This is a genomic window from Methylobacterium isbiliense (genome assembly GCF_022179325.1).
Lineage (GTDB): Bacteria > Pseudomonadota > Alphaproteobacteria > Rhizobiales > Beijerinckiaceae > Methylobacterium > Methylobacterium isbiliense.
In genome coordinates this window covers 24,879-45,466 of record NZ_BPQQ01000097.1, presented here as the reverse complement: position 1 = coordinate 45,466, position 20,588 = coordinate 24,879, and the positions used below count along the sequence as shown (strand labels likewise).

The 20,588-nt window shown below is 71.8% G+C and carries 19 protein-coding genes; 13 read left to right on the top strand and 6 right to left on the bottom strand.

Annotated features, from left to right (window positions below; genetic code table 11):
* Nucleotides 1–179: 179 nt before the first annotated feature.
* The gene (locus tag MFF61_RS29995) at nt 180–3,404 is read right to left on the bottom strand and encodes a PAS domain-containing protein (protein ID WP_373324816.1); all 3,225 of its coding nucleotides are present in this window, start codon (nt 3,402–3,404) and stop codon (nt 180–182) included.
* 541 nt (nt 3,405–3,945) lie between these two features.
* Here MFF61_RS29995 and MFF61_RS29990 point away from each other — a divergent pair.
* The 4 genes from MFF61_RS29990 (at nt 3,946) to MFF61_RS29975 (ending at nt 7,333) form a co-directional block, all read left to right on the top strand.
* The gene (locus MFF61_RS29990) at nt 3,946–4,182 is read left to right on the top strand and encodes a hypothetical protein (RefSeq protein ID WP_238241347.1); all 237 of its coding nucleotides are present in this window, start codon (nt 3,946–3,948) and stop codon (nt 4,180–4,182) included.
* Between the two features lie 238 nt (nt 4,183–4,420).
* Nucleotides 4,421–4,789, top strand: a complete 369-nt coding sequence (locus tag MFF61_RS29985; RefSeq protein WP_238241346.1) for a phage holin family protein — start codon at nt 4,421–4,423, stop codon at nt 4,787–4,789.
* 276 nt (nt 4,790–5,065) lie between these two features.
* Entirely contained in the window at nt 5,066–5,401 is a 336-nt protein-coding gene (locus tag MFF61_RS29980) for a hypothetical protein (RefSeq protein ID WP_238241345.1), read from the top strand.
* A gap of 240 nt (nt 5,402–5,641) precedes the next feature.
* Nucleotides 5,642–7,333, top strand: coding sequence for a NosD domain-containing protein (locus tag MFF61_RS29975; protein ID WP_238241344.1), 1,692 nt, complete (start codon nt 5,642–5,644; stop codon nt 7,331–7,333).
* 339 nt (nt 7,334–7,672) lie between these two features.
* On the opposite strand, the gene MFF61_RS29970 is transcribed toward MFF61_RS29975, so the two are convergent.
* From MFF61_RS29970 to MFF61_RS29960, 3 genes are all read right to left on the bottom strand, one after another.
* On the bottom strand, nt 7,673–8,824 hold the full coding sequence (locus MFF61_RS29970) for an epoxide hydrolase family protein (RefSeq protein WP_238241343.1): 1,152 nt from the start codon (nt 8,822–8,824) through the stop codon (nt 7,673–7,675).
* 300 nt (nt 8,825–9,124) lie between these two features.
* Nucleotides 9,125–10,006, bottom strand: a complete 882-nt coding sequence (locus tag MFF61_RS29965) for a beta-keto acid cleavage family enzyme (protein ID WP_238241342.1) — start codon at nt 10,004–10,006, stop codon at nt 9,125–9,127.
* Nucleotides 10,007–10,076: 70 nt separating this feature from the next.
* The gene (locus MFF61_RS29960) at nt 10,077–11,060 is read right to left on the bottom strand and encodes a 3-hydroxyacyl-CoA dehydrogenase NAD-binding domain-containing protein (protein WP_238241341.1); all 984 of its coding nucleotides are present in this window, start codon (nt 11,058–11,060) and stop codon (nt 10,077–10,079) included.
* Between the two features lie 139 nt (nt 11,061–11,199).
* Between MFF61_RS29960 and MFF61_RS29955 the strand changes: the two genes are divergently transcribed.
* From MFF61_RS29955 to MFF61_RS29915, 9 genes are all read left to right on the top strand, one after another.
* Complete coding sequence (locus MFF61_RS29955; protein ID WP_238241340.1) at nt 11,200–11,991, top strand: crotonase/enoyl-CoA hydratase family protein; 792 nt, start codon at nt 11,200–11,202, stop codon at nt 11,989–11,991.
* Between the two features lie 178 nt (nt 11,992–12,169).
* Complete coding sequence (locus MFF61_RS29950; RefSeq protein WP_238241339.1) at nt 12,170–13,405, top strand: ABC transporter substrate-binding protein; 1,236 nt, start codon at nt 12,170–12,172, stop codon at nt 13,403–13,405.
* A gap of 6 nt (nt 13,406–13,411) precedes the next feature.
* Nucleotides 13,412–15,241: a feruloyl-CoA synthase gene (locus tag MFF61_RS29945; protein WP_238241338.1), complete on the top strand. Its 1,830-nt coding sequence runs from the start codon at nt 13,412–13,414 to the stop codon at nt 15,239–15,241.
* Entirely contained in the window at nt 15,238–15,684 is a 447-nt protein-coding gene (locus MFF61_RS29940; RefSeq protein WP_238241337.1) for an acyl-CoA thioesterase, read from the top strand. Before MFF61_RS29945 ends, MFF61_RS29940 begins: the two co-directional genes overlap by 4 nt.
* 310 nt (nt 15,685–15,994) lie before the next feature.
* Nucleotides 15,995–16,426: a hypothetical protein gene (locus MFF61_RS29935; protein ID WP_238241336.1), complete on the top strand. Its 432-nt coding sequence runs from the start codon at nt 15,995–15,997 to the stop codon at nt 16,424–16,426.
* A gap of 166 nt (nt 16,427–16,592) precedes the next feature.
* Nucleotides 16,593–17,225, top strand: a complete 633-nt coding sequence (locus MFF61_RS29930; protein WP_238241335.1) for a LemA family protein — start codon at nt 16,593–16,595, stop codon at nt 17,223–17,225.
* A 5-nt stretch (nt 17,226–17,230) separates the two neighbouring features.
* A complete protein-coding gene (locus tag MFF61_RS29925; protein ID WP_238241334.1) occupies nt 17,231–18,016 on the top strand; it encodes a TPM domain-containing protein in 786 nt (261 codons plus the stop codon).
* Complete coding sequence (locus tag MFF61_RS29920) at nt 18,006–18,638, top strand: TPM domain-containing protein (protein WP_238241333.1); 633 nt, start codon at nt 18,006–18,008, stop codon at nt 18,636–18,638. The genes MFF61_RS29925 and MFF61_RS29920 overlap by 11 nt, the downstream gene beginning before the upstream one ends.
* A gap of 4 nt (nt 18,639–18,642) precedes the next feature.
* On the top strand, nt 18,643–18,963 hold the full coding sequence (locus MFF61_RS29915; protein ID WP_238241332.1) for a hypothetical protein: 321 nt from the start codon (nt 18,643–18,645) through the stop codon (nt 18,961–18,963).
* A gap of 77 nt (nt 18,964–19,040) precedes the next feature.
* On the opposite strand, the gene MFF61_RS29910 is transcribed toward MFF61_RS29915, so the two are convergent.
* Nucleotides 19,041–19,673: a 2-dehydro-3-deoxy-6-phosphogalactonate aldolase gene (locus tag MFF61_RS29910; protein ID WP_238241331.1), complete on the bottom strand. Its 633-nt coding sequence runs from the start codon at nt 19,671–19,673 to the stop codon at nt 19,041–19,043.
* Nucleotides 19,664–20,548, bottom strand: coding sequence for a 2-dehydro-3-deoxygalactonokinase (locus tag MFF61_RS29905; protein ID WP_238241330.1), 885 nt, complete (start codon nt 20,546–20,548; stop codon nt 19,664–19,666). Before MFF61_RS29905 ends, MFF61_RS29910 begins: the two co-directional genes overlap by 10 nt.
* Nucleotides 20,549–20,588: the final 40 nt, after the last annotated feature.

The following is a 20,588-nucleotide window of genomic DNA, read 5'->3' as shown; positions in this document are numbered from 1 at the left end:
CCCTCCCGCGATCAGGGTGTCCGACTCGGGTCGACCCGAGGCTCGAACGGGCCGCATCGGCCTCCGCGCCCCGGGGACGGCGGGCGGGAGACGCTGCCTGTCGGCGCCCGGAGCGGCAGCATCCGCCCGCAGGCCGTCGTCACCAGGGCGATCGGGTGGATCCGATTGCCCTGCCGCCGTCACCCCGCCTTCCTCGGCCGCGGCCGCCGCTGGATCGCCCTGCGCAGCACGCGCGAGACCTGCTCGGCGGAATAGGGTTTCTGCAGCAGCTCGAAGCCGTGCGAGCCTTCCTGGGCCAGCACGTGGCTGTAGCCCGAGGCGAGCACCACCGGCAGGTTCGGCAGCCGCCGCTTGAGCAGCCGGGCGAGTTCGACGCCGCCCATGCCCGGCATGACGACATCCGAGAAGACCGCGTCGAACCCGGCGCCGTCAGGGCCGAGCGTGTCGAGCGCATCCTCCGCGTTGGCCGCCCAGCTCGCCCGGTAGCCGAGATCCTCCAGGATCTGCGTGGCGAAGCGCCCGACCTCGACGTTGTCCTCGACCACCAGCACGCGCTGGCCCAGGCCGCCCGGCTCGACGGCAGGCCCTTCGGCGGTCTCGTCGGCCGCGGCGGTCCCGGGCTCCGCTTCCGGCAGATAGAGCGTGAAGGTCGTGCCGCGGCCGGGCTCGCTCTCGACGGCGACGTCGCCGCCGGACTGCTTGGCGAAGCCGAACACCTGCGACAGGCCGAGGCCGGTCCCCTTGCCGACTTCCTTCGTGGTGAAGAACGGCTCGAAGACGTGCGTCAGAACCTCGGGGGCGATGCCGACGCCCGTATCCGACAGCGAGACCGCGGCGAACGGGCCCGCCGCCCCGGCATGGCCGCGGATGGGCGGCAGCGGCACGCCGCAGTCGAGGCGCAGGGTCAACGTGCCCGCCCCGTCCATCGCGTCGCGGGCGTTGACCGCCATGTTGACGAGCGCCGTCTCGAACTGGCTGAGGTCGACCCGGACGAAGCACGGCCGCGCGGGAAGCTGCGTCACCACCCGGATGCGGCCACCCGTGACGGTGTCGAGGAGGTCGGCCACGCCCCGCAATCGGGCGCCGACGTCGAGCGTCTCGGGCTTGAGGGCCTGGCGCCGGGCGAAGGCGAGGAGCTGCCCGGTGAGCTTGGCGGCCCGGTCGACGGTCTCCGAGACGGCGGCGAGGTAGCGGCCCCGGCGCTCCTCGGGCAGGTCCGGCCGGCGCAGGAAGTCGACGGACGAGCGGATGATGGTGAGCAGGTTGTTGAAGTCGTGGGCCACACCCCCGGTCAACTGCCCGACCGCCTCCAGCTTCTGCGATTGCCGCAAGGCCTCCTCGGCCTCGCGCAGCGCCTCCGCCTGCGCCTTCTCCGCAGTGACGTCGCGCCCATAGGCGTAGACCAGATCGCCCTCGATGGCCGTGCGCCAGGAGATCCAGCGCGGGGTCCCGTCCCTGTGCCGGTAACGGTTCTCGAAATCGGTCAGCGGTTCCGACCGCGCGGCACGCTCCAGGGCCGCGTGCGTCGACGCCGCGTCCTCCGGCCAGATGAACTCGGCGAAGTGGCGGCCGACGACCTCCGACGGGCCGTGACCCAGGATGGTCTCCCAGGCCGGGTTCGCCGCACGGAACACACCGTCGGCGCCGATCACGACGAGCAGGTCGCGCGAGTTGCGCCAGACCCGGTCGTGCTCGGCCGTGCGCTCGGCGACGCGCTGCTCCAGGGCCTCGTTGAAGCGCACGAGCTCGGCCATCACGCGCTTCTGGCCGTCGATGTCGGTGCTCGTACCGACCCAGCGCACGACCGCGCCGTCGCTCGCCCGGAGCGGCTGCGCCCGAGCCAGGAACCAGCGGTAGGTCCCGTCGGCCCGTCTCAGGCGGTACTCGCACTGGTAGTCGGATCGGGAGGAGACGGCCGCACGCCAGGTCTCCGTCACCCGCTCCCGATCGTCGGGGTGGATGATGCTGCGCCAGCCATCCGCGTCGAGTTCGCCGACCGGGATACCGGCATAGGCGTAGACGCGTTCGTTGAACCAGGAGGCGGTGCCGTCGGCGTTCGTCGCCCAGACGAAGTTGGGCAGCACCTGCGAGAGGATGCGGAACTGCTCCTCGCTGGCGCGCAGCGCTTCCTCGGCCTGCTTGCGCGCCGTGATGTCGATGGCCGTGCCGATCACCCGGATGCAGCGCCCGTCCTCGAACACGCCGCGGCCCTTGGCGGCGACCCATCGGACGATCCCGTCCTCCTTGCCCACCGTGCGGTACTCGACGTCGTAGACGGCCCGGCGGGCGGGGTCCGCGGCCGCCGCGTAGGCGGCGCTGGTCGCCTCACGGTCGTCCGGGTGCAGGCCGGCATAGTAATCCGCCATGGAGACCGGCACGTCCGGCGAGATCCCGAACATCGCCTTGACGCGCGCCGGCCAGAACAGGGTCTGGTTCACCTCGTCGACGTCCCACAGGCCGACCTCGGCCGCCTCGGTGGCCAGCCGCAGGCGCCGCTCGCTCTCGCGCAACTGCTCCTCGACCTGCCGGCGCGCCGTGTCGTCGAGGTGGAGCCCGTCCCAGATCACGTGGTCGTCGGCGAGGCGCGGCGCCGAGATGATGCGGGTCCAGAGGAGGCGACCGTCGGGGCGGCGCATCGGCGCCTCGACGTCGAAGGGGGTGAGATCGCGGATCGCGACCGCCTCGGCCTCGGCGACGCGGCCCCGGTGCTCGGGCAGGATCAGGCCGTAGGCCGCGGCCGGGTCCGCCAGCACGGCCTCGGCCGACATCCCCGTCATGCGCTCGAGACCCTGCGAGACGTAAAGGAAGCGCCGGCTGGCGCCGTCCCGTGGCGTGGCGATCTGGTAGACGTAGCCGCTCGGCAGATGGTCGGTCACCGCCCTGAGGCGCGCCTCGGCCTCCCGCAACCCCGTCTCGGCCTGCACGCGCCCCGTCGTCTCGGTGCAGGCGCAGAACATGCCGGTAATCCGGCCCTCCTCGTCCCTGAGCGGGGAGTACGAGAAGGTGAACCAGGTCCGCTCGTCGTAGCCGTGCCGGTTCATCACCAGCGGCATGTCCTCGGACCAGGTCGCCTCGCCCGCGAGCGCCCGGTCGATCAGGGGCAGGATGTCGGGCCAGATCTCCGGCCAGATGTCGCGGAAGCGACCGCCGAGGGCGGACGCGTGCTTGTCGCCGAGGATCTCCCTGTAGGCGTCGTTGTAGAGGAAGCCGAGTTCCGGCCCGAAGGCCACGAACATCGGGAAGCGCGAGCCCAGCATCAGGCTCACGGTGGAGCGCAGACAGCCCGGCCACGATTGCGGCGGCCCGAGCGGCGAGGCCGACCAGTCGTGGGTGCGCATGAGCGCGCCCATCTGGCCGCCTCCGGCGAGGAATGGCGGGACCATGAAGTTCGCGCTCTCGTGCATGGGACCGGGGCAACCTCGATCGCTGTCGGACAGCATCCCGCCGCTCGATACGGCCGAGGTTCCGCTCTCCGGCAGCACACCTGAGGGCATACCTAGAGCGCGGCGAGCCGGAGCGAACGTGCACCGCCCCCCGGCGCGTCGGTCACAGGCGCACGCTCCGCAGCGCCCGAGCGAGTTCGGCGACCGCCGGATCTTCGTCGGCAGCCCGATTCTCCCGGCCTCCCGGCGATGCCCGTGACGTCGCCCGCGCGTCGCCACCCAGGAGAACGCGATCGGGTTGCCGATGCGGCGGATGCTCGACGCCGACCGGCCGAGAAGGCCATCGGGGCCCGCCATGTGCTTCGACGCACAGAGAGGAGGCAAGTCAGGCTTTAGTGATCTGGATCATTCACAGGCCGTTAATTCTGTGAAACGCAACATGATCCCACCAAGCGGCAAACAAGTTCGACGTATTTCTCGATGAAATCCCATCGAGGCGCGCTTTTGTCTATCGCTTGCTGTCACATCCAGCACATCAACACAGATTCGATGGAGGCATCCCATGTTCAAGACGATCACGACCGCTGCCGTTCTGGGTGCCGTTGGCCTCTCGGCGATGGCCACGGAGAGCTTCGCCCGCCCCGGGCACCGTTTCGCGATCTACGACGGTCAGTCCGGCAAGAAGGTCTATGACGACGGCCGGCTCGACGGCCGGGCCTGCGCGGTCGGCAAGAAGGCGATCTACAACCCCAACACAGGCCGCTTCATCACGGTGCCGGCCGCCAAATGCAACTTCTGACGACGTGCAATTTTTGAAGACGTGCGATTTCCGACGAAGGTCGGGTCCCGCATCAGGGCAGGCCATCCGAGCGCCGGCCGGGCATCGTCCCGAGCCGGCGTCCCTTTGCGCGCCGAGGAGAGAAGCGGATCGGAGGCCCGCCGACGGGATCTCTCCGGCCTGCCGTGAGGCCGCCGGTCCCGGCGCCGGAACAGTTCGGGCACGGGCTCGTTTCCGTGCCGACGAGGGGCGATGGCGAATGGCGGACCGGATGGCTCGGCACGATGCGCAATCCAGAGACAGCACCCTCCGGCTCGCGCTCGATGTCGTACGGCAGGCAAGCGATCTAGCCGTGAAAGAGTTCGGGCTGCTGAAAGCCGAGGTCGACAGGATCGCCGGCACGGTCGCCGCCCTGTGCGCGTCGTTCGGCGGCGCGGCTTTCGCGGCCTGCTGCGGCGGCTTTCTGCTGCTCGTCGCCGCGGCCAAAGCCCTGGCTTGGCTGACGGGCTCCGAGGCCGTCGGAGCCTGCCTCGTCGCGGCACCGTTCGTCCTGGCGGCGTGCGGCCTCGGCGCCTGGGGCCTCGGCAAGGTGCGGTCCGTCGGACAGCGGCGACCCCTCGGCCAGTGACGGCACCGCGGCTGTGAGCCCGTTCGGGCGCTGCTCGGCCAAGGACCAGTATCGGTATCCTGCATCGGCGCCACAGGAGAACGCACCCGGGGTCCGGCAGGGCGGTGATGCTGTCGGCAGGCCGTCCTGGTGCTGCAGAGAAGAAACCGGCTGGCACGCCGGTCCATCCCTGGTCGATTGACCGCCTGTGCAGACGCTGCGCATCGCAGCACGGCGAGGAAGCGGGCCCGGTCAGTTCAGGGCTGCCTTCCGAGCCCGACGAGACACGCGGCTTAGTTGATCATCACGGACGAGAGATCCGCTTGGGTTGTGTTGGCGCGTCCGACGCCGGACGGACCCGGCCGAAGGTCCGCGCATGTCATCCATCATCTCTTGTTGATCCGGCCGATTGAACTGCCCATCACGCATGGGCAATTTTCGCGCGACGCGCTGATGCCTCAGATCCATCATGATCATCATTGCGGTCGCCGCAGCATCCGCCGGTTGAGCCTGGGCTTCCCGGTCACACGGCATCAGAACCGCCAAACAGAAGCGCCCTTGCGCCACATTCGCGCCATATTTCGACATATGACATTAACCATAGTTATTAACAAGAATCAGTCTTCAGCGTGAGTTTGCGTACGGCATCGTACAAAGCCGCTGATTTGTACTTACCAATACCGTCTCCTTCGCTCTCGTCCTGAGAGCGGAGCCTGCTCACCCGACCGTGTTCGACGCGGTGCCTGCCTGACCGGGCGGCGCCGATGCGAACGGCGTGCGCGGTGCACGCATCCGCACCCGGCCGCGTCCTGTGGCCGGGACGATCATCTGCGTCTCTGCTTGTGGAATGGCGCACCTCCATCAGGAAAGACTATGCCGGATACACCTTCGACTCCGCTCACCCGCTACAACGGGACGATCTACGCCAAGAGCGGGGACGTCATCGAGAACCTCGACATCTATGCCGACGGGGTCGGCATCGAACTCGAGGACGACGACAACGTCACCATCCGCAACGTCCGCATCCACTACAACGGCGCCAACCAGGGCAGTGCCGGCATCGACGCGGTCGACGCCGACAACCTGAGGATCCAGGGTGTGGAGATGATCAATGCCGGCGCGCCGGCAACCGGTCCCAATCGCGACGGCGGGGAGTTCGGCGTCAGCCTGTTCCACAGCCCGGGCGCCAGCGTCACCGGCGCCACCGTGCGCGACGCCTCGACGGGCATCTACCTGCAGGACTCGCCCAACGCCACCCTGGAGGGGATCGAGGGCTACAACATGCGCGGGCCGTTCCCGCGCGGCCAGCTGGTGCAGTTCAACCGCTCCGGCAACAGCAGCCTCAACAATTTCTACGTCTTCAACGATCTCCAAAAATCCTGGACCGAGGACAACATCCACATCGGTCATGACAGCGACGGGGTCACGATCACCAACGGCCTCATCGACGGCAACAACTCGCCGAGCGGCGTCGGCGTGATGCTGGAGGGCGCCCAGAACACCACGGTCCGCAACGTCGACGTCGTGCGCATGGGCAACGGTGCCTTCACGGACCTCGGCAGCAACAACCTGTTCGACGATGTGCGCTCGTTCGACAACTTCTTTGCGAGCCAAGCGGGCCGCGGCACGCCGCTGTCGGGCTCGCTGATCTTCGGGCTGGCGGACGACACCACCCTCATCAACGGCGCCTACCAGAACCCGGTGCACCCTGAGAACGTCGTCTACGGCGGCGGCATCCAGGACGACGCGTTCGGCGGCACGTATCAGGCGAAGGAGATCTTCGGGCAGAGCCCGATGGCCGCCTGGCACAACAGCTTCAGCTGGAGCTCCGCGGCCGGCACCCCGGTCGGAGGCGGCACGCCGCAGGGCAGCACGGGGACCACTCCGCCGCAGACCAGTCCGACTCCCAGCCCGACGCAGGGCACCACCGGTGCGGACACGCTGAAGGGCACCGCGGGGGCCGACACGCTGGCGGGGGGCAAGGGGAACGACACCTACGTGGTGAACCATGCCGGCGACAAGGTGATCGAGATCGCCGGCCAAGGCGTCGATACGGTGCAGTCGTCCGTGTCCTTCAATCTCAACGGCCAGGACATCGAGCGGCTGACGCTCACCGGCGGCTCCGCGATCAACGGCACCGGCAACGGCATGGCCAACCTGATCACCGGCAACGGCGCCGCCAATATCCTCAACGGCGGGGCCGGTGCGGACACGCTGCAGGGCGGTCTGGGCAACGACACCTTCGTCATGAGCAACGCGCTGGTGACGGGCGTGATCGACCACATCACGGATTTCAGCCCCTCGGCCCGCGGCAACAACGACACGGTCCAGCTGGCCCGCAGCATCTTCGGATCGCTGCCGGCCGGAGCCCTCGCGGGCTCGGCGTTCAAGGATCTGGGTGTGTGGGGCGCGCGGGTCGATGCCAGCGACCGCATTCTCTACAACCGCAACACCGGCCTGCTGTCCTACGACGCGGACGGCTCCGGCCGGGCCTTCTCGGCGGTGCCGTTCGCCCAGCTCGACAACCACCCGGTGATCACCGCCGGCGACTTCACCGTCGTGTAGGACCGGCGGTCCCGTCCCGGGACCACCGGTGCCGTTCGCCGGTTCCCGTCAGGTCTTCGGCATCGTGCCGAGAATCGGCGATGATCGACCGCCCGGTGCGTCAGCATTCCGGGCGGTCGATGCGGAGGTCTGGTGACGCCGTCATACCATCGCCCCAGGATGCTGACGCATTGATCTCGATCCCGGGCAAGCCCGGGATCGACGGGGCCGATGACCCATCTCGACGTGTCGCCAAGCCTCTGACTTGGCGACACGTCGAGAACGGAACCAACGGTCGTTGACAACGACCGTTGGTATGAGCTCCGGCAGGGCAAGCGCCGCGTCAGGCGCGGGCGCCCGTCACAAGGCCGCCGCAAAGGCCCGGATGTCGTCGGCCAGGAGGGCCGGCTGCTCCAGCGCCGCGAAGTGACCGCCGCGCGGCATCTCGGTCCAGCGCCGGATGTCGGCGAACATCCCGCACGCAAGCGAGCGCGGCGGGCGCACCATCTCCTTGGGGAAGGCCGCGTAGCCCGTCGGCACGGTGATCCGCTCCCCGTCCGGGATCGGCCAGGGCCGGTGCATGCGGGCGAAGTAGGGATGCGCGGCGGAGCCGATCGCCCCCGTGAACCAGTAGAGCGCGATGTTGGCGAGCATCCGCTCGCGCGGGATCGCGGCCTCGATCGTGCCGCCGCAATCCGACCACGCCCGGAATTTTTCCACCTGCCACGCCGCAAGGCCGCTGGGCGAATCGGTGAGCGCGAAGGCGAGCGTCTGCGGGCGCGTGCCCTGGATCCACTGGTAGCCCGTCTCCTCCTTGAGCCAATGCGCCACCCGCTCGTAATGGGCCGCCTCCTCGGGGGTCGGGTCGGCCCCGGTCCTGTCCCGGCGCACCGGCAGCATGTTGAGGTGCAGGCCCGCGATCCGCTCCGGGTAGCGCCACGCCATGCGGGTGGTGACGAAGGCGCCCCAGTCGCCGCCCTGGGCGAGGAAACGGTCGTAGCCCAGCAGCCCCATCATCTCGGCCAGCGTGTCGGCCATCTCCTCGACGCCGAGCCGCCGCTGGCCCGGGCGGAACGAGAACCCATAGCCGGGCAGCGAGGGGGCCACCACCGTGAAGGCCTGCGCCGGGTCGCCCCCGTAGGCGGCCGGATCGGTGAGGCGGGGGATGATGTCGAGGAACTCGAACACCGAGCCCGGCCAGCCGTGGCAGAGCAGCAGCGGCCGGGGTGCGGGTCCTCCCTCCGGCCCCCGGCCCGGCGCGTGCAGGCAGTGCACGGCGAGATCGCCCACCTGCACCATCGCCTGCGGGAAGGCGTTCAGCGCCGCCTCCTGCGCCCGCCAGTCGAAGCCGTCGCGCCAGTACGCGATCAGGTCGGCGAGGTAGCCGACATCCGTCCCGTAGGTCCAGGGCGCCTCGGGCGCCTGATCGGGCAGGCGGGTGCGGGCCAGCCGCTCGCGCAGATCGGCGAGCGCCGCGTCCGGGATGCGGCAGGTGAACGGCGTTGCGGACATCGGGCTCCTCCCCGGCCGCCGGGTGCGGCCGTCCATGGCCCGATGAAGATCGGCCGGCGGCGCGATCCGTCCACCGCCGGCCCGGCGCAGGGTTCCCAAGCATCATGCGCCGAAGTGGTCACCGGTTCGGCGGCGAACATGATGCCAGAGACAATGCATCATGCGCCGAAGTGGTCACCGGTTCGGCGGCGGATAGGATGCAAGGGGCAATGCATCATGCGCCGAAGTGGTCACCGGTTCGGCGGCGGATAGGATGCACCACCGAGGAAGGCTGAGCCGAATGGCCCCGTGCAATTCGGCTCAGCGCGCCGTGAGCCCGAGGATCTCGCGCGCCTCGGCAGGGCTGGTCGGCTCGTGGCCGAGTTCCTTGATGATCCGCACCGCGCGGGCGACGAGCTGCTCGTTCGTGGCGAGCTGGCCGCGGGAATAGTAGTTGTTGTCCTCCAGCCCCACCCGGACGTGGCCGCCGAGCAGGATCGCCTGCGTGGTCGCGGGCAGCTGCGCCGGGCCGATCGCGGAGACGCAGAAGATCGAGTGCGGCGGCAGCATCCGGATCATCGCCGCCAGGATGTCGTGCGAGTAGGGCATCGCGCCCTGGAAGCCCTTGTCGGCGCCGAGCACCATGTTGATGTAGTAGGGCGGCTTGTCGTAGCCCTTCTCGATCAGGCGCGTCACGTCCTGCAGGATGTGCTGGGGGCCGAAGACCTCCCATTCCGGCTTGATGCCGCGCTCCTGCATGCGCTTGGCCAGCGCCTCGCAGCGCGAGGGCGTGGTGATGACGCAGATCTCGCGGCCGCCGTGCACGTCCGCGAAGGTCATGCCGTCGAAGGTCGCCATCTCGGCGCCCGCGTCGCAGCCCTTCAGCCGCTCCTCGAAGCTCGATTCGAACAGCCCGTCGGGACGCGCCACCAGCATGTCGCCGGAGGAGCCGCCGCCCGTCGAGTTGTTCAGGATGATGTCGCAGCGTTCCTTGATCAGGCCGTTGATGCGCCGGTAGATGTCGGCGTTGCAGGTCGCCTCGTCGTCGGGGCGCCGGGCATGGAGCGCCGCGATGGCGGCGCCCTCCTTCCACGACCGGTGCACCGATTCGGCGATCTCGTCCGGCTGGGTCGGCAGGTTGGGGTTCTGCGCCTTCGAGGCCATGCCGCCCGTGGGCGCCACCGTCACGATCACCTTGGCCATGTCGTCCTCCCTGGTTGAAGTGTCGGCATCATGCGCCGGAGCGGCGGCCGGATCGCCGCAGCCGTTCGGCTCACGGCAGGTTCGCCGCCTCGCGCTTGCGTCGCACGAGGTCGATCAGGATGGCGTCGCGCTCCGCCAGCATGGCGTCCGCGTCGCGCCCGGCGAGTTCCGCGCCGAGCCCCCGGACGAGTGCGTCCTTCAGCTCCGGGGTCAGGCGCGGGTCGCCGAGGTCGGCCCACATCGCCTCCATCAGGGGGCCGAGGTGGTCGAGGGTGTGGGCGAGCCCACCGGGACCGCCCGAGAGGTGGTTGAGCAGGCACGGCCCCATCAGCGCCCAGCGCAGGCCCGGCCCGTGGCTGATGGCGGCGTCGATGTCGGCCACCGAGGCCGCCCCCGCGCCGACGAGGTGGAACGCCTCGCGCCACAACGCCGCCTGGAGCCGGTTGGCGACGTGGCCGACGAGTTCGCGCTTCAGGCGGATCGGGCGCTTGCCGAGACCGGCGTAGACCGCCATCGCGGCCGCGACCGCGCCCTCGTGCGTGCGCTCGCCCCCCAGCACCTCCACCAGCGGCACGAGGTGGGGCGGGTTGAAGGGATGGCCGAGCACCACCCGGCCCGGGTGGCGGCAGGCGGTCTGGATCGCGCTCGGGGTCAGGCCCGACGAACTCGTGGCCAGCACCACGTCGGGCGGGGCCGCGGCGTCGAGGCGCCGATACGTCGCGCGCTTGATCTCCAGGCGCTCGGGGCCGTTCTCCTGCACGAAATCGGCCCCCGCCACCGCCGCCTCCGGCTCGGCCACGAAGCGCAGCCGCGCGGGGGAGGCGCCCGCCGCGAGGCCGATCGCGGTGAGCGCGGGCCATTGCCGGGCGACGGTGGCCCGCAGGCGCTCCTCGGCCCCGGGTGCCGGGTCGCAGGCGGTCACGTCGAGACCGCGCGCCAGGGCCAGCGAGGCCCAGGATGCCCCGATCACCCCGGTGCCGATCACCGCCACCCGGCGGATCTCCGTGCGGTAGCCGCCGGCCGGTTCGCCCGCGTCCGTGCTCGCGTCCGTCATGGCGCGCCCTCCCTGCGCCGGGTCGTTTGGTCCGGTGCCCGCAAGCCCGATTGACCCGGTGAGATAGTTATATCACATTACAAATCAGATTTGGCAATCCGGCGATCACAGGCCGGATGCGACACGCGGAGGAAGCGCCATGGCGCAAGAGCTGTCGGCCCTCGGCACGGACGCCGTGCGCGTCGCGCGCCGGGAGGCGGTCGCGGTGGTGAGGCTGAGCCGGCCGGCCAAGCGCAACGCCCTCGACGACGGCATGATCCTCGCGCTGGAGCGGATCGCCCGCAACCTGCCGGACGATGTGCGGGCGCTGGTGCTCGCCGCCGAGGGGGAGCATTTCTGCGCCGGCCTCGACCTCGCGGAACTCACCCAGCGCGACGCGCCCGCCGGCATGCTGCACTCGCGCATGTGGCACCGGGCCTTCCACGAGATCGAGTTCGGCCGGGTGCCGGTGGTGGCCGCGCTCAAGGGCGCGGTGATCGGCGGCGGGCTCGAACTCGCGCTCGCCGCCCACCTGCGGGTGGCCGAGACCTCCGCGTTCTACGCCCTGCCGGAAGGCCAGCGCGGCATCTTCGTCGGCGGCGGCGCCTCGGTGCGCCTGCCGCGGCTGATCGGCGTGTCGCGGATGCGCGACATGATGCTGACGGGCCGCGTCCACGACGCCGAGAGCGGCGAGCGCCTCGGCATCTCGCACTACGTCGTGCCCCCGGGCGAGGGCCTGGAGCGGGCGGTGGCGCTCGCCGCCCGGGCGGCCGAGAACGCGCCGCTCACCAACTACGCCCTGATCCACGCCCTGCCGCGCATCGCCGAGGCCGACCCCGCCACCGGCTACCTCGCCGAGGCGCTGATGACGGCGGTGGCGCAGAGCGACGCCGAGGCGAAGCGCCGGCTCGCCGATTTCTTGGAGGGCCGGGCGAAGAAGGTGCGGGAGTGAAGCGCCAGGGCCGCGCCGCCGCCTCGTGACGCGCGGGATCCCCGCCGGACGGGCGAGGATCCCTGACGACCGACGACACGGAACCCGGCTCCGCCGAGGCGGACCGGACGACACGCCCACGACGGCAGAGCCGGCCCGAAGACCGGCCACGCCCCGCGATCATCGGAGGAAGAACGCCATGTCACGCCGAACCCTCGTCACGGCCCTCGCGGCCTGCCTCGCCGTCGCGGCCCCGGCCGTTGCGCCATCGACCCTTGCACCCCCGGCCCTGGCCGCCGAGCGGCCGCTCAAGATCGGCGTCCTCAACGACATGTCCGGTCCCTACGCCGACTACCAGGGCCAGGGCTCGGTCATCGCGGCGCAACTCGCCATCGAGGATTTCGGCCCCAAGGCCGGGCGGCCGGTCGAGCTCGTCTCCGCCGACCACCAGAACAAGACCGACATCGGGGCCTCGATCGCCCGCCGCTGGTTCGACCAGGAGGGTGTCGACGTCATCGTGGACGTGCCGAACTCCGCGGTGGCGCTCGCCGTGTCGAACCTCGCCCGGGACAAGAACAAGGTCTTCATCGGCTCGGGCGCCGGCACCGCGGAGCTGACCGGGCGGCAATGCTCGCCCAACACCATCCACTGGACCTACGACACCTGGGCGCTCGGGCATGGCCTCGCCAAGGCGCTGGTGGCGCAGGGGGCCAGGACGTGGTTCTTCCTCACCGCCGACTACACCTTCGGCAAGGACCTGGAGGGCAGCGCCGCCGACGAGGTCAAGGCGAATGGCGGCACCGTGAAGGGCGCGGCCCGCCACCCGCTCGGCTCGTCCGACTTCTCCTCCTTCCTGCTCCAGGCGCAGGCCTCCGGCGCCGACGTGATCGGGCTCGCGAATGCGGGCGACGACACCTCGAACGCCCTCAAGCAGGCGGCGGAGTTCGGCATCGCCCCGGGCCAGCGCCTCGCCGGCCTGATCCTCAACATCACCAACATGCCCGCGCTCGGCCTCAAGGCCACGCAGGGCGTCTACATCGTCACGCCCTATTACTGGGACCTGAGCGACGACACCCGCGCCTTCGCGGCGCGCTACGCCGCCCGCCATCCCCGCCGCGCCGTGCCCAACGACATGCAGGCGGGCGTCTACTCGGCGGTGGCCCACCTCCTGAAGACGCTGCCCGCCGTGACGGATGCGGGCGACGGCCGCGCGCTGGTGGCCGCCATGAAGGCGCAGGCGACCGACGATCCGATCTTCGGAAAGGGCACGATCCGCGCCGACGGGCGCAAGCTCCACCCGATGTACCTGCTCGCCACCAAGACCGAGGCCGAGAGCAAGGGCGGCTGGGACTACTTCAAGGCGGTCCGCACGCTGCCCGCCGACGCGGCGTGGCGCCCGCTGGCCGAGGGCGGCTGCCCGCTCGTGAAGGGCTGAGCCGCCATGGCGGACGCCCCCCGGCGCCACGGCGCCCATCTCTTCGCGACGCGGCCCGACGGCACGCAGGTGATCAGGGCCGCAACCCCGCTGCCGCCCTACCCGGATGGCCTGACCGCGCACCTCGTGCGGCACGCGCGCGAACACCCGGACCGCACCTTCCTGGCCCGGCGCGGGCCGGGCGGCGACTGGGACCGGCTGAGCTACGGCGAGGCGCTGGCGCAGGTCGAGCGGATCGGCGCCGCCCTCCTCGCCCGCGGCCTCTCGGCCGAGCGCCCGCTGATGCTCCTGTCCGGCAACAGCCTCGCCTTCGCGCTCCTGTCGCTCGCCGCGATGCATGTCGGCATCGCGGTGGCGCCGGTCTCGCCCGCCTATTCCACCGCGTCCCGGGACCATGCCCGCCTCAAGGCAATCGTGGAGCTGCTCACCCCCGGCCTCGTCTTCGCCGAGGAGGGCCGGGTCTTCGCTCCGGCGCTGACGGCCGCCATCCCGGAGGGCGTCGAGGTGGTGGTCGGGGACGGCACGCCGGTCGGGCGGTCCGCGACCCCGCTTGCCGCGCTGACGGCGGCGCAGGACCCGGCGGCGGTGGCCCGCGCCCATGCGGCCGTGCGGCCCGACACGGTGGCGAAGCTCCTCTTCACCTCCGGCTCGACGGGCGTGCCGAAGGCCGTGATCAACACCCACCGGATGCTCGCCGCCAACCAGGCGATGATCGCGGCGCGCTACCCCTTCCTCACCGAGGCGCCGCCCGTGATGGTGGATTGGCTGCCCTGGCATCACACCTTCGGGGGCAACCACAACTTCAACCTCGTGCTGGCCAACGGTGGCACGCTCCACATCGACGAGGGCCGCCCGACGCCGGCGGCGATCCACGAGACGGTGCGCAACCTCAAGGAGGTGGCCCCGACGCTCTACCTCACGGTGCCGAAGGGCTTCGAGGCGCTGGTGCCCCATCTCCGGGCCGACCGGGCGCTGCGGGAGAATTTCTTCAGCCGGCTGAAGATGAACTTCTTCGCCGCCGCCGGCCTGCCGCAGCCGGTCTGGGACGCCATCGACGCGCTCGCCCGCGACACGATCGGGCGGACGGTGCCGATGCTCACGGGCCTCGGTGCCACCGAGACCGCGCCCTTCGCCCTCGTCACCGACGACGGCCCCGGCCGGGCCGGGCATGTCGGTCTGCCGGCCGCGGGCGTGGAGCTGAAGCTCGCCCCGGTCGGGACGAAGCGGGAGGCGCGGCTGCGCGGCCCCAACGTCACGCCCGGCTACTGGCGCCGCCCGGACCTGACCGCGGCGGCCTTCGACGAGGAGGGCTTCTACCGGCTCGGCGATGCGCTGGTGCCGGTGAATCCCGCCGAGCCCGCCCGCGGCTTCGTGTTCGACGGACGCCTCAACGAGGATTTCAAGCTCACCACCGGCATCTGGGTCAGCGTCGGCCCGCTGCGGGCCGCCTTCCTCGACGCGTTCCAGCCCCTGGTGCGCGACGTCGCGCTCGCGGGCGAGGCGCGCGACACGGTCGCGGCCCTGGTCTTCCCCGACCTCGCCGCCTGCCGCGCCCTGTGCGGGGCGGAGGGCGACGACGCGGCGGTTCTGGCCGACCCGGCGGTGCGGGCGGAGTTCGCGCGCCGGCTCGCCGCCTTCGCGGGCCGGAGCACCGGCTCCTCGAACCGCGTCGCCCGCCTGCTGCTGATGGCCGAGCCGCCGGCCCTCGACCGCGACGAGGTCACCGACAAGGGCTCGATCAACCAGCGCGGCGTGCTGCGCGGGCGGGCCGATCTCGTCGAGATGCTCTACGCCGTACCCTACGCCCCCGCCATCATCACCCCGGAGGCCCCATGACGCCGCCCGACGAGCGCGACGGCTTCTCCGTCACCCGGTCGCTCACCATCGAGTGGGGGCATTGCGACCCGGCGGGAATCGTCTTCAACCCGCGCTTCTTCGAGTTCTTCGACTGGTCGACGGCGCTCCTGTGCGAGGCCGCCACCGGCCTGCCGAAGCCCGCGATGCTCGCCGCCTACGACCTGATCGGCATCCCGCTCGTGGAGACCGGCGCGCGCTTCCTCAGGCCGTCGCGCTACGGCGACCGGGTCGAGATCGTCTCGACCGTGGTCGAGGTCGGCCGCTCCAGCTTCGCGGTGCGCCACCGGCTCCACAATGCCGGTGAGCTGGCGGTGGAGGGGCGCGAGCGCCGGGTCTGGGCCGGGCGCCACCCGGACGAGGCCGGCCGGATGAAGGCCGCGCCGATCCCCGAGGACCTGGCGCGCCGCCTGCGCGGGGGCTGACGTCGCGACGCCACCCTTCCGGACCGACGAATCCCGCGACGGGACGCGAGACTCACAGCAATGATGCGATGTCGGGTGGTTGCCACTGGCTGACGCAGTCATTGATATTTGAGAATGATCTTGTGCCTGCGGTGGTCTCTAAATAATCCTGCTCGTTCGCAAGGAATGGCGAGCCTTCAACACAAAGCAGGGGGATTTCATGTGCTCACAGCGTGCGCGTTCCCTCGTCGTTGCCATCGCGACTGCTATCGTCCCCGGATTCGCTCTGGCGCAGGATCTGCCGAAGCAGGGTGAGTTCCGGATCACCTTCATGGCGACCAATCCGGTGGTGGCCAAGCCCGTGCAGGGCGCCGCCAACCAGACCCACAGCGTTGGGGTGCTCATCATGGCCGCGGCCAACGAGACCGGCGGCGCGCTCCTCAACAACATGACGGGGCGCTGCACCTTCAGCAACGTCGTCGACATCGCGGCCAAGACGTTCGAGAACCAGGGCTTCTGCGATTACGCCGATGCGGACGGCGACCACGTCTACGAGAAGTACAGCTACCCCGCGCAGCCGCTCTCGCCGCGGGCCAAGGGGACGGGCGAGTGGACCGGCGGCACCGGAAAGTTCGCGGGCCTCTCCGGCACCTTCGAGATCACCGTGACGCGGCCCGCCTCCATGACGGAGGGCGCGACGCAGGCGATCGGCCAGAAGAAGGGCACCTACGTCATCAAGGACAAGGTCGCGGACGCCAAGTAGCCGCGGCGCAGAAACGGCCACGGGCCAGCCGGGCCGAGCGTGCGCGCGTGCCACGCCGCGCGCATGCCGGATCGACAGGCGCGCCGGAACCAAGCTGCGCCGCGCGAGTCCCTATGGTGATCGGCCACCGCGCCGTGAGGACATCCCGCAGGCCGGAGGGCGTGGCATGCCGTCGAAACCCAGCAGCGTTCCGTCCGCGGCGCCGTGGCTCTCGCGTCTGGCCGGGGCGCTCGCCCTCGTGGCGGTCGCGGGCGGCCTCTCGGGCTGCGGCGCCATCAACCGGGTGCCCACCCTGGAGGAGCAGGCGAAGTCGGCCTGGAGCGAGGTGCAGAACCAGTACCAGCGCCGCGCCGACCTGATCCCCAACCTCGTCGAGACCGTGAAGGGCTATGCCCAGCAGGAGAAGGACGTGCTGATCGGCGTCACGGAGGCGCGCGCCAAGGCGTCCAGCGTCAAGGTCGACGCCTCGACGGTGAGCGACCCGCAGAAGTTCAAGGAGTACCAGGACGCCCAGAACCAGCTCTCGGGCGCGCTGGGCCGCCTCCTCGTCACGGTCGAGCGCTACCCGGACCTCAAGTCCAACCAGAACTTCCTCGCCCTGCAATCCCAGCTCGAAGGCACCGAGAACCGGATCGCGGTGGCGCGGCGCGACTACATCGGCGCCGTCCAGTCCTACAACACCGAGGTCCGCACCATTCCCGGGCGCTGGATCGCCGCGTGGTTCTATCCCGACGCCAAGCCGATGGAGACCTTCACGGCCACACCCGATGCCGCGCGGCCGCCGAACGTGAAGTTCTAGACCCGATGCGGGCGCTCGCCCGGGGCGGCCTGCCGCGCGCCGCGCTTCTCCTGACGCTCCTTCTGGCGCTCCTCCTCGCGGCGGTGGCGGCGCTCGCGGCCGAGCTGTCCTTTCCGGCGCTCACCGGGCGCGTGGTGGACGAGGCGGGCCTGCTCACCGCCGCCCAGCGCGCCGACCTCGACGCCAAGCTGAAGGCGCACGAGGACAGGACCTCGGACCAGGTGGTGGTGGCCACCGTGCGCAGCCTCCAGGGCGCCAGCGTCGAGGATTACGCCAACCGGCTCTTCCGCGCCTGGAAGCTCGGGCAGGCCAAGACCAACAACGGCGTCCTGCTGCTGGTGGCGCCGGCCGAGCGCAAGGTGCGGATCGAGGTGGGCTACGGCCTGGAGGGGGCGCTCACCGACGCCCTCTCGAAGGTGCTGATCGCCAGCAGCATCACGCCGCGCTTCAAGGCGGGCGACTTCGCGGGCGGCCTCTCGGCCGGCGTCGACGGCATCCTGTCGATCCTGGCAGGGGACGCGCAGGAGTGGCAGCGCAAGCCGCAGGTGCGCGAGGACGCGGTCGATCCGGCCCAGGTGCTCATGCTCGTGGTCCTGTTCCTGATCGTGCTGATCGTGGTCTGGCGCATGAACCGGGGCGGCGGCCGAGGCCGCGGCGGCCTCGTCGTCCTGCCGATGCCGGGCTCGGGCGGCTGGAGCGGCGGCTATTCGGGCGGGGGCGGCGGGTTCGGGGGCGGGTTCTCGGGCGGCGGCGGCTCGTCGGGCGGCGGGGGAGCATCCGGTGACTGGTAGGGCGGCCGATCTCCTCACGCGCGAGGGGCAGGAGCGCGTCGCCCGGGCGGTGGCGCAGGCGGAGGCCGGCACCGCGGGCGAGATCGTGGTGATGCTCGGCACCCGGGCGGGGCGCTACCGCTCCGTCGTGCTCACCGCCGCCCTCGTCGCGGGGCTGATCGTCCCCTGGCCGCTCCTCGCGCTCACGGAGTGGAGCACGGGCCTGATCCTGCTGGCACAGGCGGGCGTCGCGGCCCTGATCCTCGCCGCGAGCGAGGCCGAGCCCCTGCGGCTCGCCTTGGTGCCGCGCCGCCTGCGGCGGGCGCGGGTGCGCGAGGCGGCGCAGTTCGCCTTCTGGTCGCGGGGCCTGAGCCGCACGCGCGGGCGCACCGGCGTGCTGCTGTTCCTGGCGCTGGCCGAGCGCCACGCCGAGATCGTGGCGGACGAGGGCATCCTCGCGCGCATCGCGCCCGACGCCTGGAGGGACGTGCTGCGCGACCTGATGGCGGCGCTCGCCCGCGGCGAGGCCGAGGCCGGCCTGATCCGGGCGGTGGAGCGGATCGGCGCGGCCCTCGCGGCCGAGTTCCCGGCCGCCCCCGGCGACACGGACGAATTGCCCAACCGCGTCATCGTCGCGGAGTGAGCCGGTGGCCGCCCCGCCGCGCACCCCGGACGGCCGCTACCTCGTGGTGCGAGGCCGGCTGTGGCGGCTCGCCGACCCGCACCTCGCCCCGGCCGAGCGGGAGCGCCTGGTGGGCGAGCTGATGCGGGCCCGCCGCATGGTGCGGGACGCCGCCGACGACGAGGCCCGGGCCGCCGCGCGAGCCCGGGTCGATGCGGCCAAGCGGGGACTCGGGGAGCGCGGACCGGTCTGGTGGACGGACGGCGCGCCCGACTACACCCGCCGCATGGCGCGCTCCACGCCCTATGCCGCGTGGTTCGCGGCGCTGGAGGAGGGCGATGGCTGAGGTGACGGCGCTGAGCCCTGCGGGCCCTCGACCCGACCACCCTGGCGATCCGGACCCGCAAGGCCGAGTAGGCGAGTTCAGCGCCCGAGCGCGGCGAGGAGCGCGGCCGCCTTGGCGGCCACCGTGCCGGGCGCGTCCCCCGGCTTGTAGAGCGAGGAGCCGCAGCCGAAGCCCGCCGCGCCCGCCTCCCGCCAAGCTGCAAGGCTGCCGCCATCGACCCCGCCGACCGGCAGCAGCGGCACCTCGGGCGGGAGGACGGCGCGCAGCGCCCGCAGGGTCGCGGGGCCGCCGGCCTCGGCCGGAAACAGCTTCAGGGCATCCGCGCCGGCATCGAGGAGCGAGAAGGCCTCCGCGGGCGTGAAGAAGCCCGGCATCGCCACCATGCCGCGGGCCTTGGCCTCCCGCACGAGGCCGGGATCGGCGTGGGGCGTCACGAGGAGGCGCCCGCCGGCCTCGGCCACCGCCGCCACCTCGGCCGGGCGCCGGATCGTCCCGGCGCCGACGAGGGCGCGCGCGCCGAACCGGGCGCTCAGGCGGCGCACGCTCTCGATCGGCTCGGGCGAGTTGAGCGGCACCTCGATGACGACGATGCCGGCCGCCACGAGGGCGTCGCCCACCGCCTCCACCTCGTCGGGCCGCACGCCGCGCAGGATCGCCACGAGCGGGCAGCGGGCGAGCCAGTCCCGTACGTCCAAGCCCTTCAGGTCCATGCGAGTCTCTCCCCGATCAGGGCGAGCCCGCGCGCCGCCGCATCCGCGTCGCAGAGGCGCGCCCGGCCGCCGCATCGGGCGATCGCCCGGGCATAGAGCGTCATCAGCGGGCCGGCGCCGACGAGGTCGACCGGCGCGTCGCCATCCGGCCGGTTCTCCCGCACGTCGTGGCCGATCAGCAGGCCGGAGAGGTAGCTCGCCCCGTCCCCCGCCGCGAGCCGCCCGAACAGGCCGAGCGCGCGCGCGCCGAACAGGTGGTGGAGCAGCCCCCCGGGCTCGCCCGAGCGCGCCACGCCGGCGTCGAAGGCCGGTCCCGGTTCGGGCCGGCCCTCGATCATCCGGGCCAGGATCGTGTGGGCGGAGAGCGCCGCGAAGGCCTCGCCGGTGAGGCTGGTGGAGAACCCCGCGATGCGGCCCGCCCGCACCGCGACCCACTTGGCGTGGCTTCCCGGCAGGCACAGCCACGCGTCGCCGCCGGTCTCCCGCAGCGCCCCGAAGACCTGTACCTCCTCGCCGCGCATCACCTCGGGCACGCCCGACGCGTCCGCGGCGCTGAGGCCCGGCACCAGGCGCACCTGTGCGGCGCCCTCGAACGGCAGCGCGATCACGCCCGCCGCCAGCGCGTCGAGCCCGACCGGGCAGGGCAGGTAGGGCGCCTCGCGCCAGCCCTGGCGGCTGCCGACCATGCCGGAGAGGAGCACCCGCGCCTCGCCGGCCCGGAGCCAGTCGCCGACCATGTCGTCGAGGGCGGCCGGAAAGCCGCCGGGCGGCACGTGCAGGATGCCGCCGGCACCCTCGCGGCGCTCCGCCACCGTCCCGTCCGGCCCGAGCCGGTAGGCCCTGGCGCTGCTCGTACCCCAATCGACCGCGATCATGCCGGCAGGCTGCCGCGTCGGCGCGGCCGGCGCAATGCCC

Coding starts and splice junctions, on each gene's coding strand:
- MFF61_RS29965 (WP_238241342.1), bottom strand. CDS start 10,006: ATGGCCAAGGTGATCGTGACGGTGGCGCCCACGGGCGGCATGGCCTCG.
- MFF61_RS29950 (WP_238241339.1), top strand. CDS start 12,170: ATGTCACGCCGAACCCTCGTCACGGCCCTCGCGGCCTGCCTCGCCGTC.
- MFF61_RS29935 (WP_238241336.1), top strand. CDS start 15,995: ATGGCGACCAATCCGGTGGTGGCCAAGCCCGTGCAGGGCGCCGCCAAC.
- MFF61_RS29990 (WP_238241347.1), top strand. CDS start 3,946: ATGTTCAAGACGATCACGACCGCTGCCGTTCTGGGTGCCGTTGGCCTC.
- MFF61_RS29970 (WP_238241343.1), bottom strand. CDS start 8,824: ATGTCCGCAACGCCGTTCACCTGCCGCATCCCGGACGCGGCGCTCGCC.
- MFF61_RS29955 (WP_238241340.1), top strand. CDS start 11,200: ATGGCGCAAGAGCTGTCGGCCCTCGGCACGGACGCCGTGCGCGTCGCG.
- MFF61_RS29995 (WP_373324816.1), bottom strand. CDS start 3,404: ATGCACGAGAGCGCGAACTTCATGGTCCCGCCATTCCTCGCCGGAGGC.
- MFF61_RS29960 (WP_238241341.1), bottom strand. CDS start 11,060: ATGACGGACGCGAGCACGGACGCGGGCGAACCGGCCGGCGGCTACCGC.
- MFF61_RS29930 (WP_238241335.1), top strand. CDS start 16,593: ATGCCGTCGAAACCCAGCAGCGTTCCGTCCGCGGCGCCGTGGCTCTCG.
- MFF61_RS29925 (WP_238241334.1), top strand. CDS start 17,231: ATGCGGGCGCTCGCCCGGGGCGGCCTGCCGCGCGCCGCGCTTCTCCTG.
- MFF61_RS29940 (WP_238241337.1), top strand. CDS start 15,238: ATGACGCCGCCCGACGAGCGCGACGGCTTCTCCGTCACCCGGTCGCTC.
- MFF61_RS29975 (WP_238241344.1), top strand. CDS start 5,642: ATGCCGGATACACCTTCGACTCCGCTCACCCGCTACAACGGGACGATC.
- MFF61_RS29985 (WP_238241346.1), top strand. CDS start 4,421: ATGGCGGACCGGATGGCTCGGCACGATGCGCAATCCAGAGACAGCACC.
- MFF61_RS29945 (WP_238241338.1), top strand. CDS start 13,412: ATGGCGGACGCCCCCCGGCGCCACGGCGCCCATCTCTTCGCGACGCGG.
- MFF61_RS29910 (WP_238241331.1), bottom strand. CDS start 19,673: ATGGACCTGAAGGGCTTGGACGTACGGGACTGGCTCGCCCGCTGCCCG.
- MFF61_RS29905 (WP_238241330.1), bottom strand. CDS start 20,548: ATGATCGCGGTCGATTGGGGTACGAGCAGCGCCAGGGCCTACCGGCTC.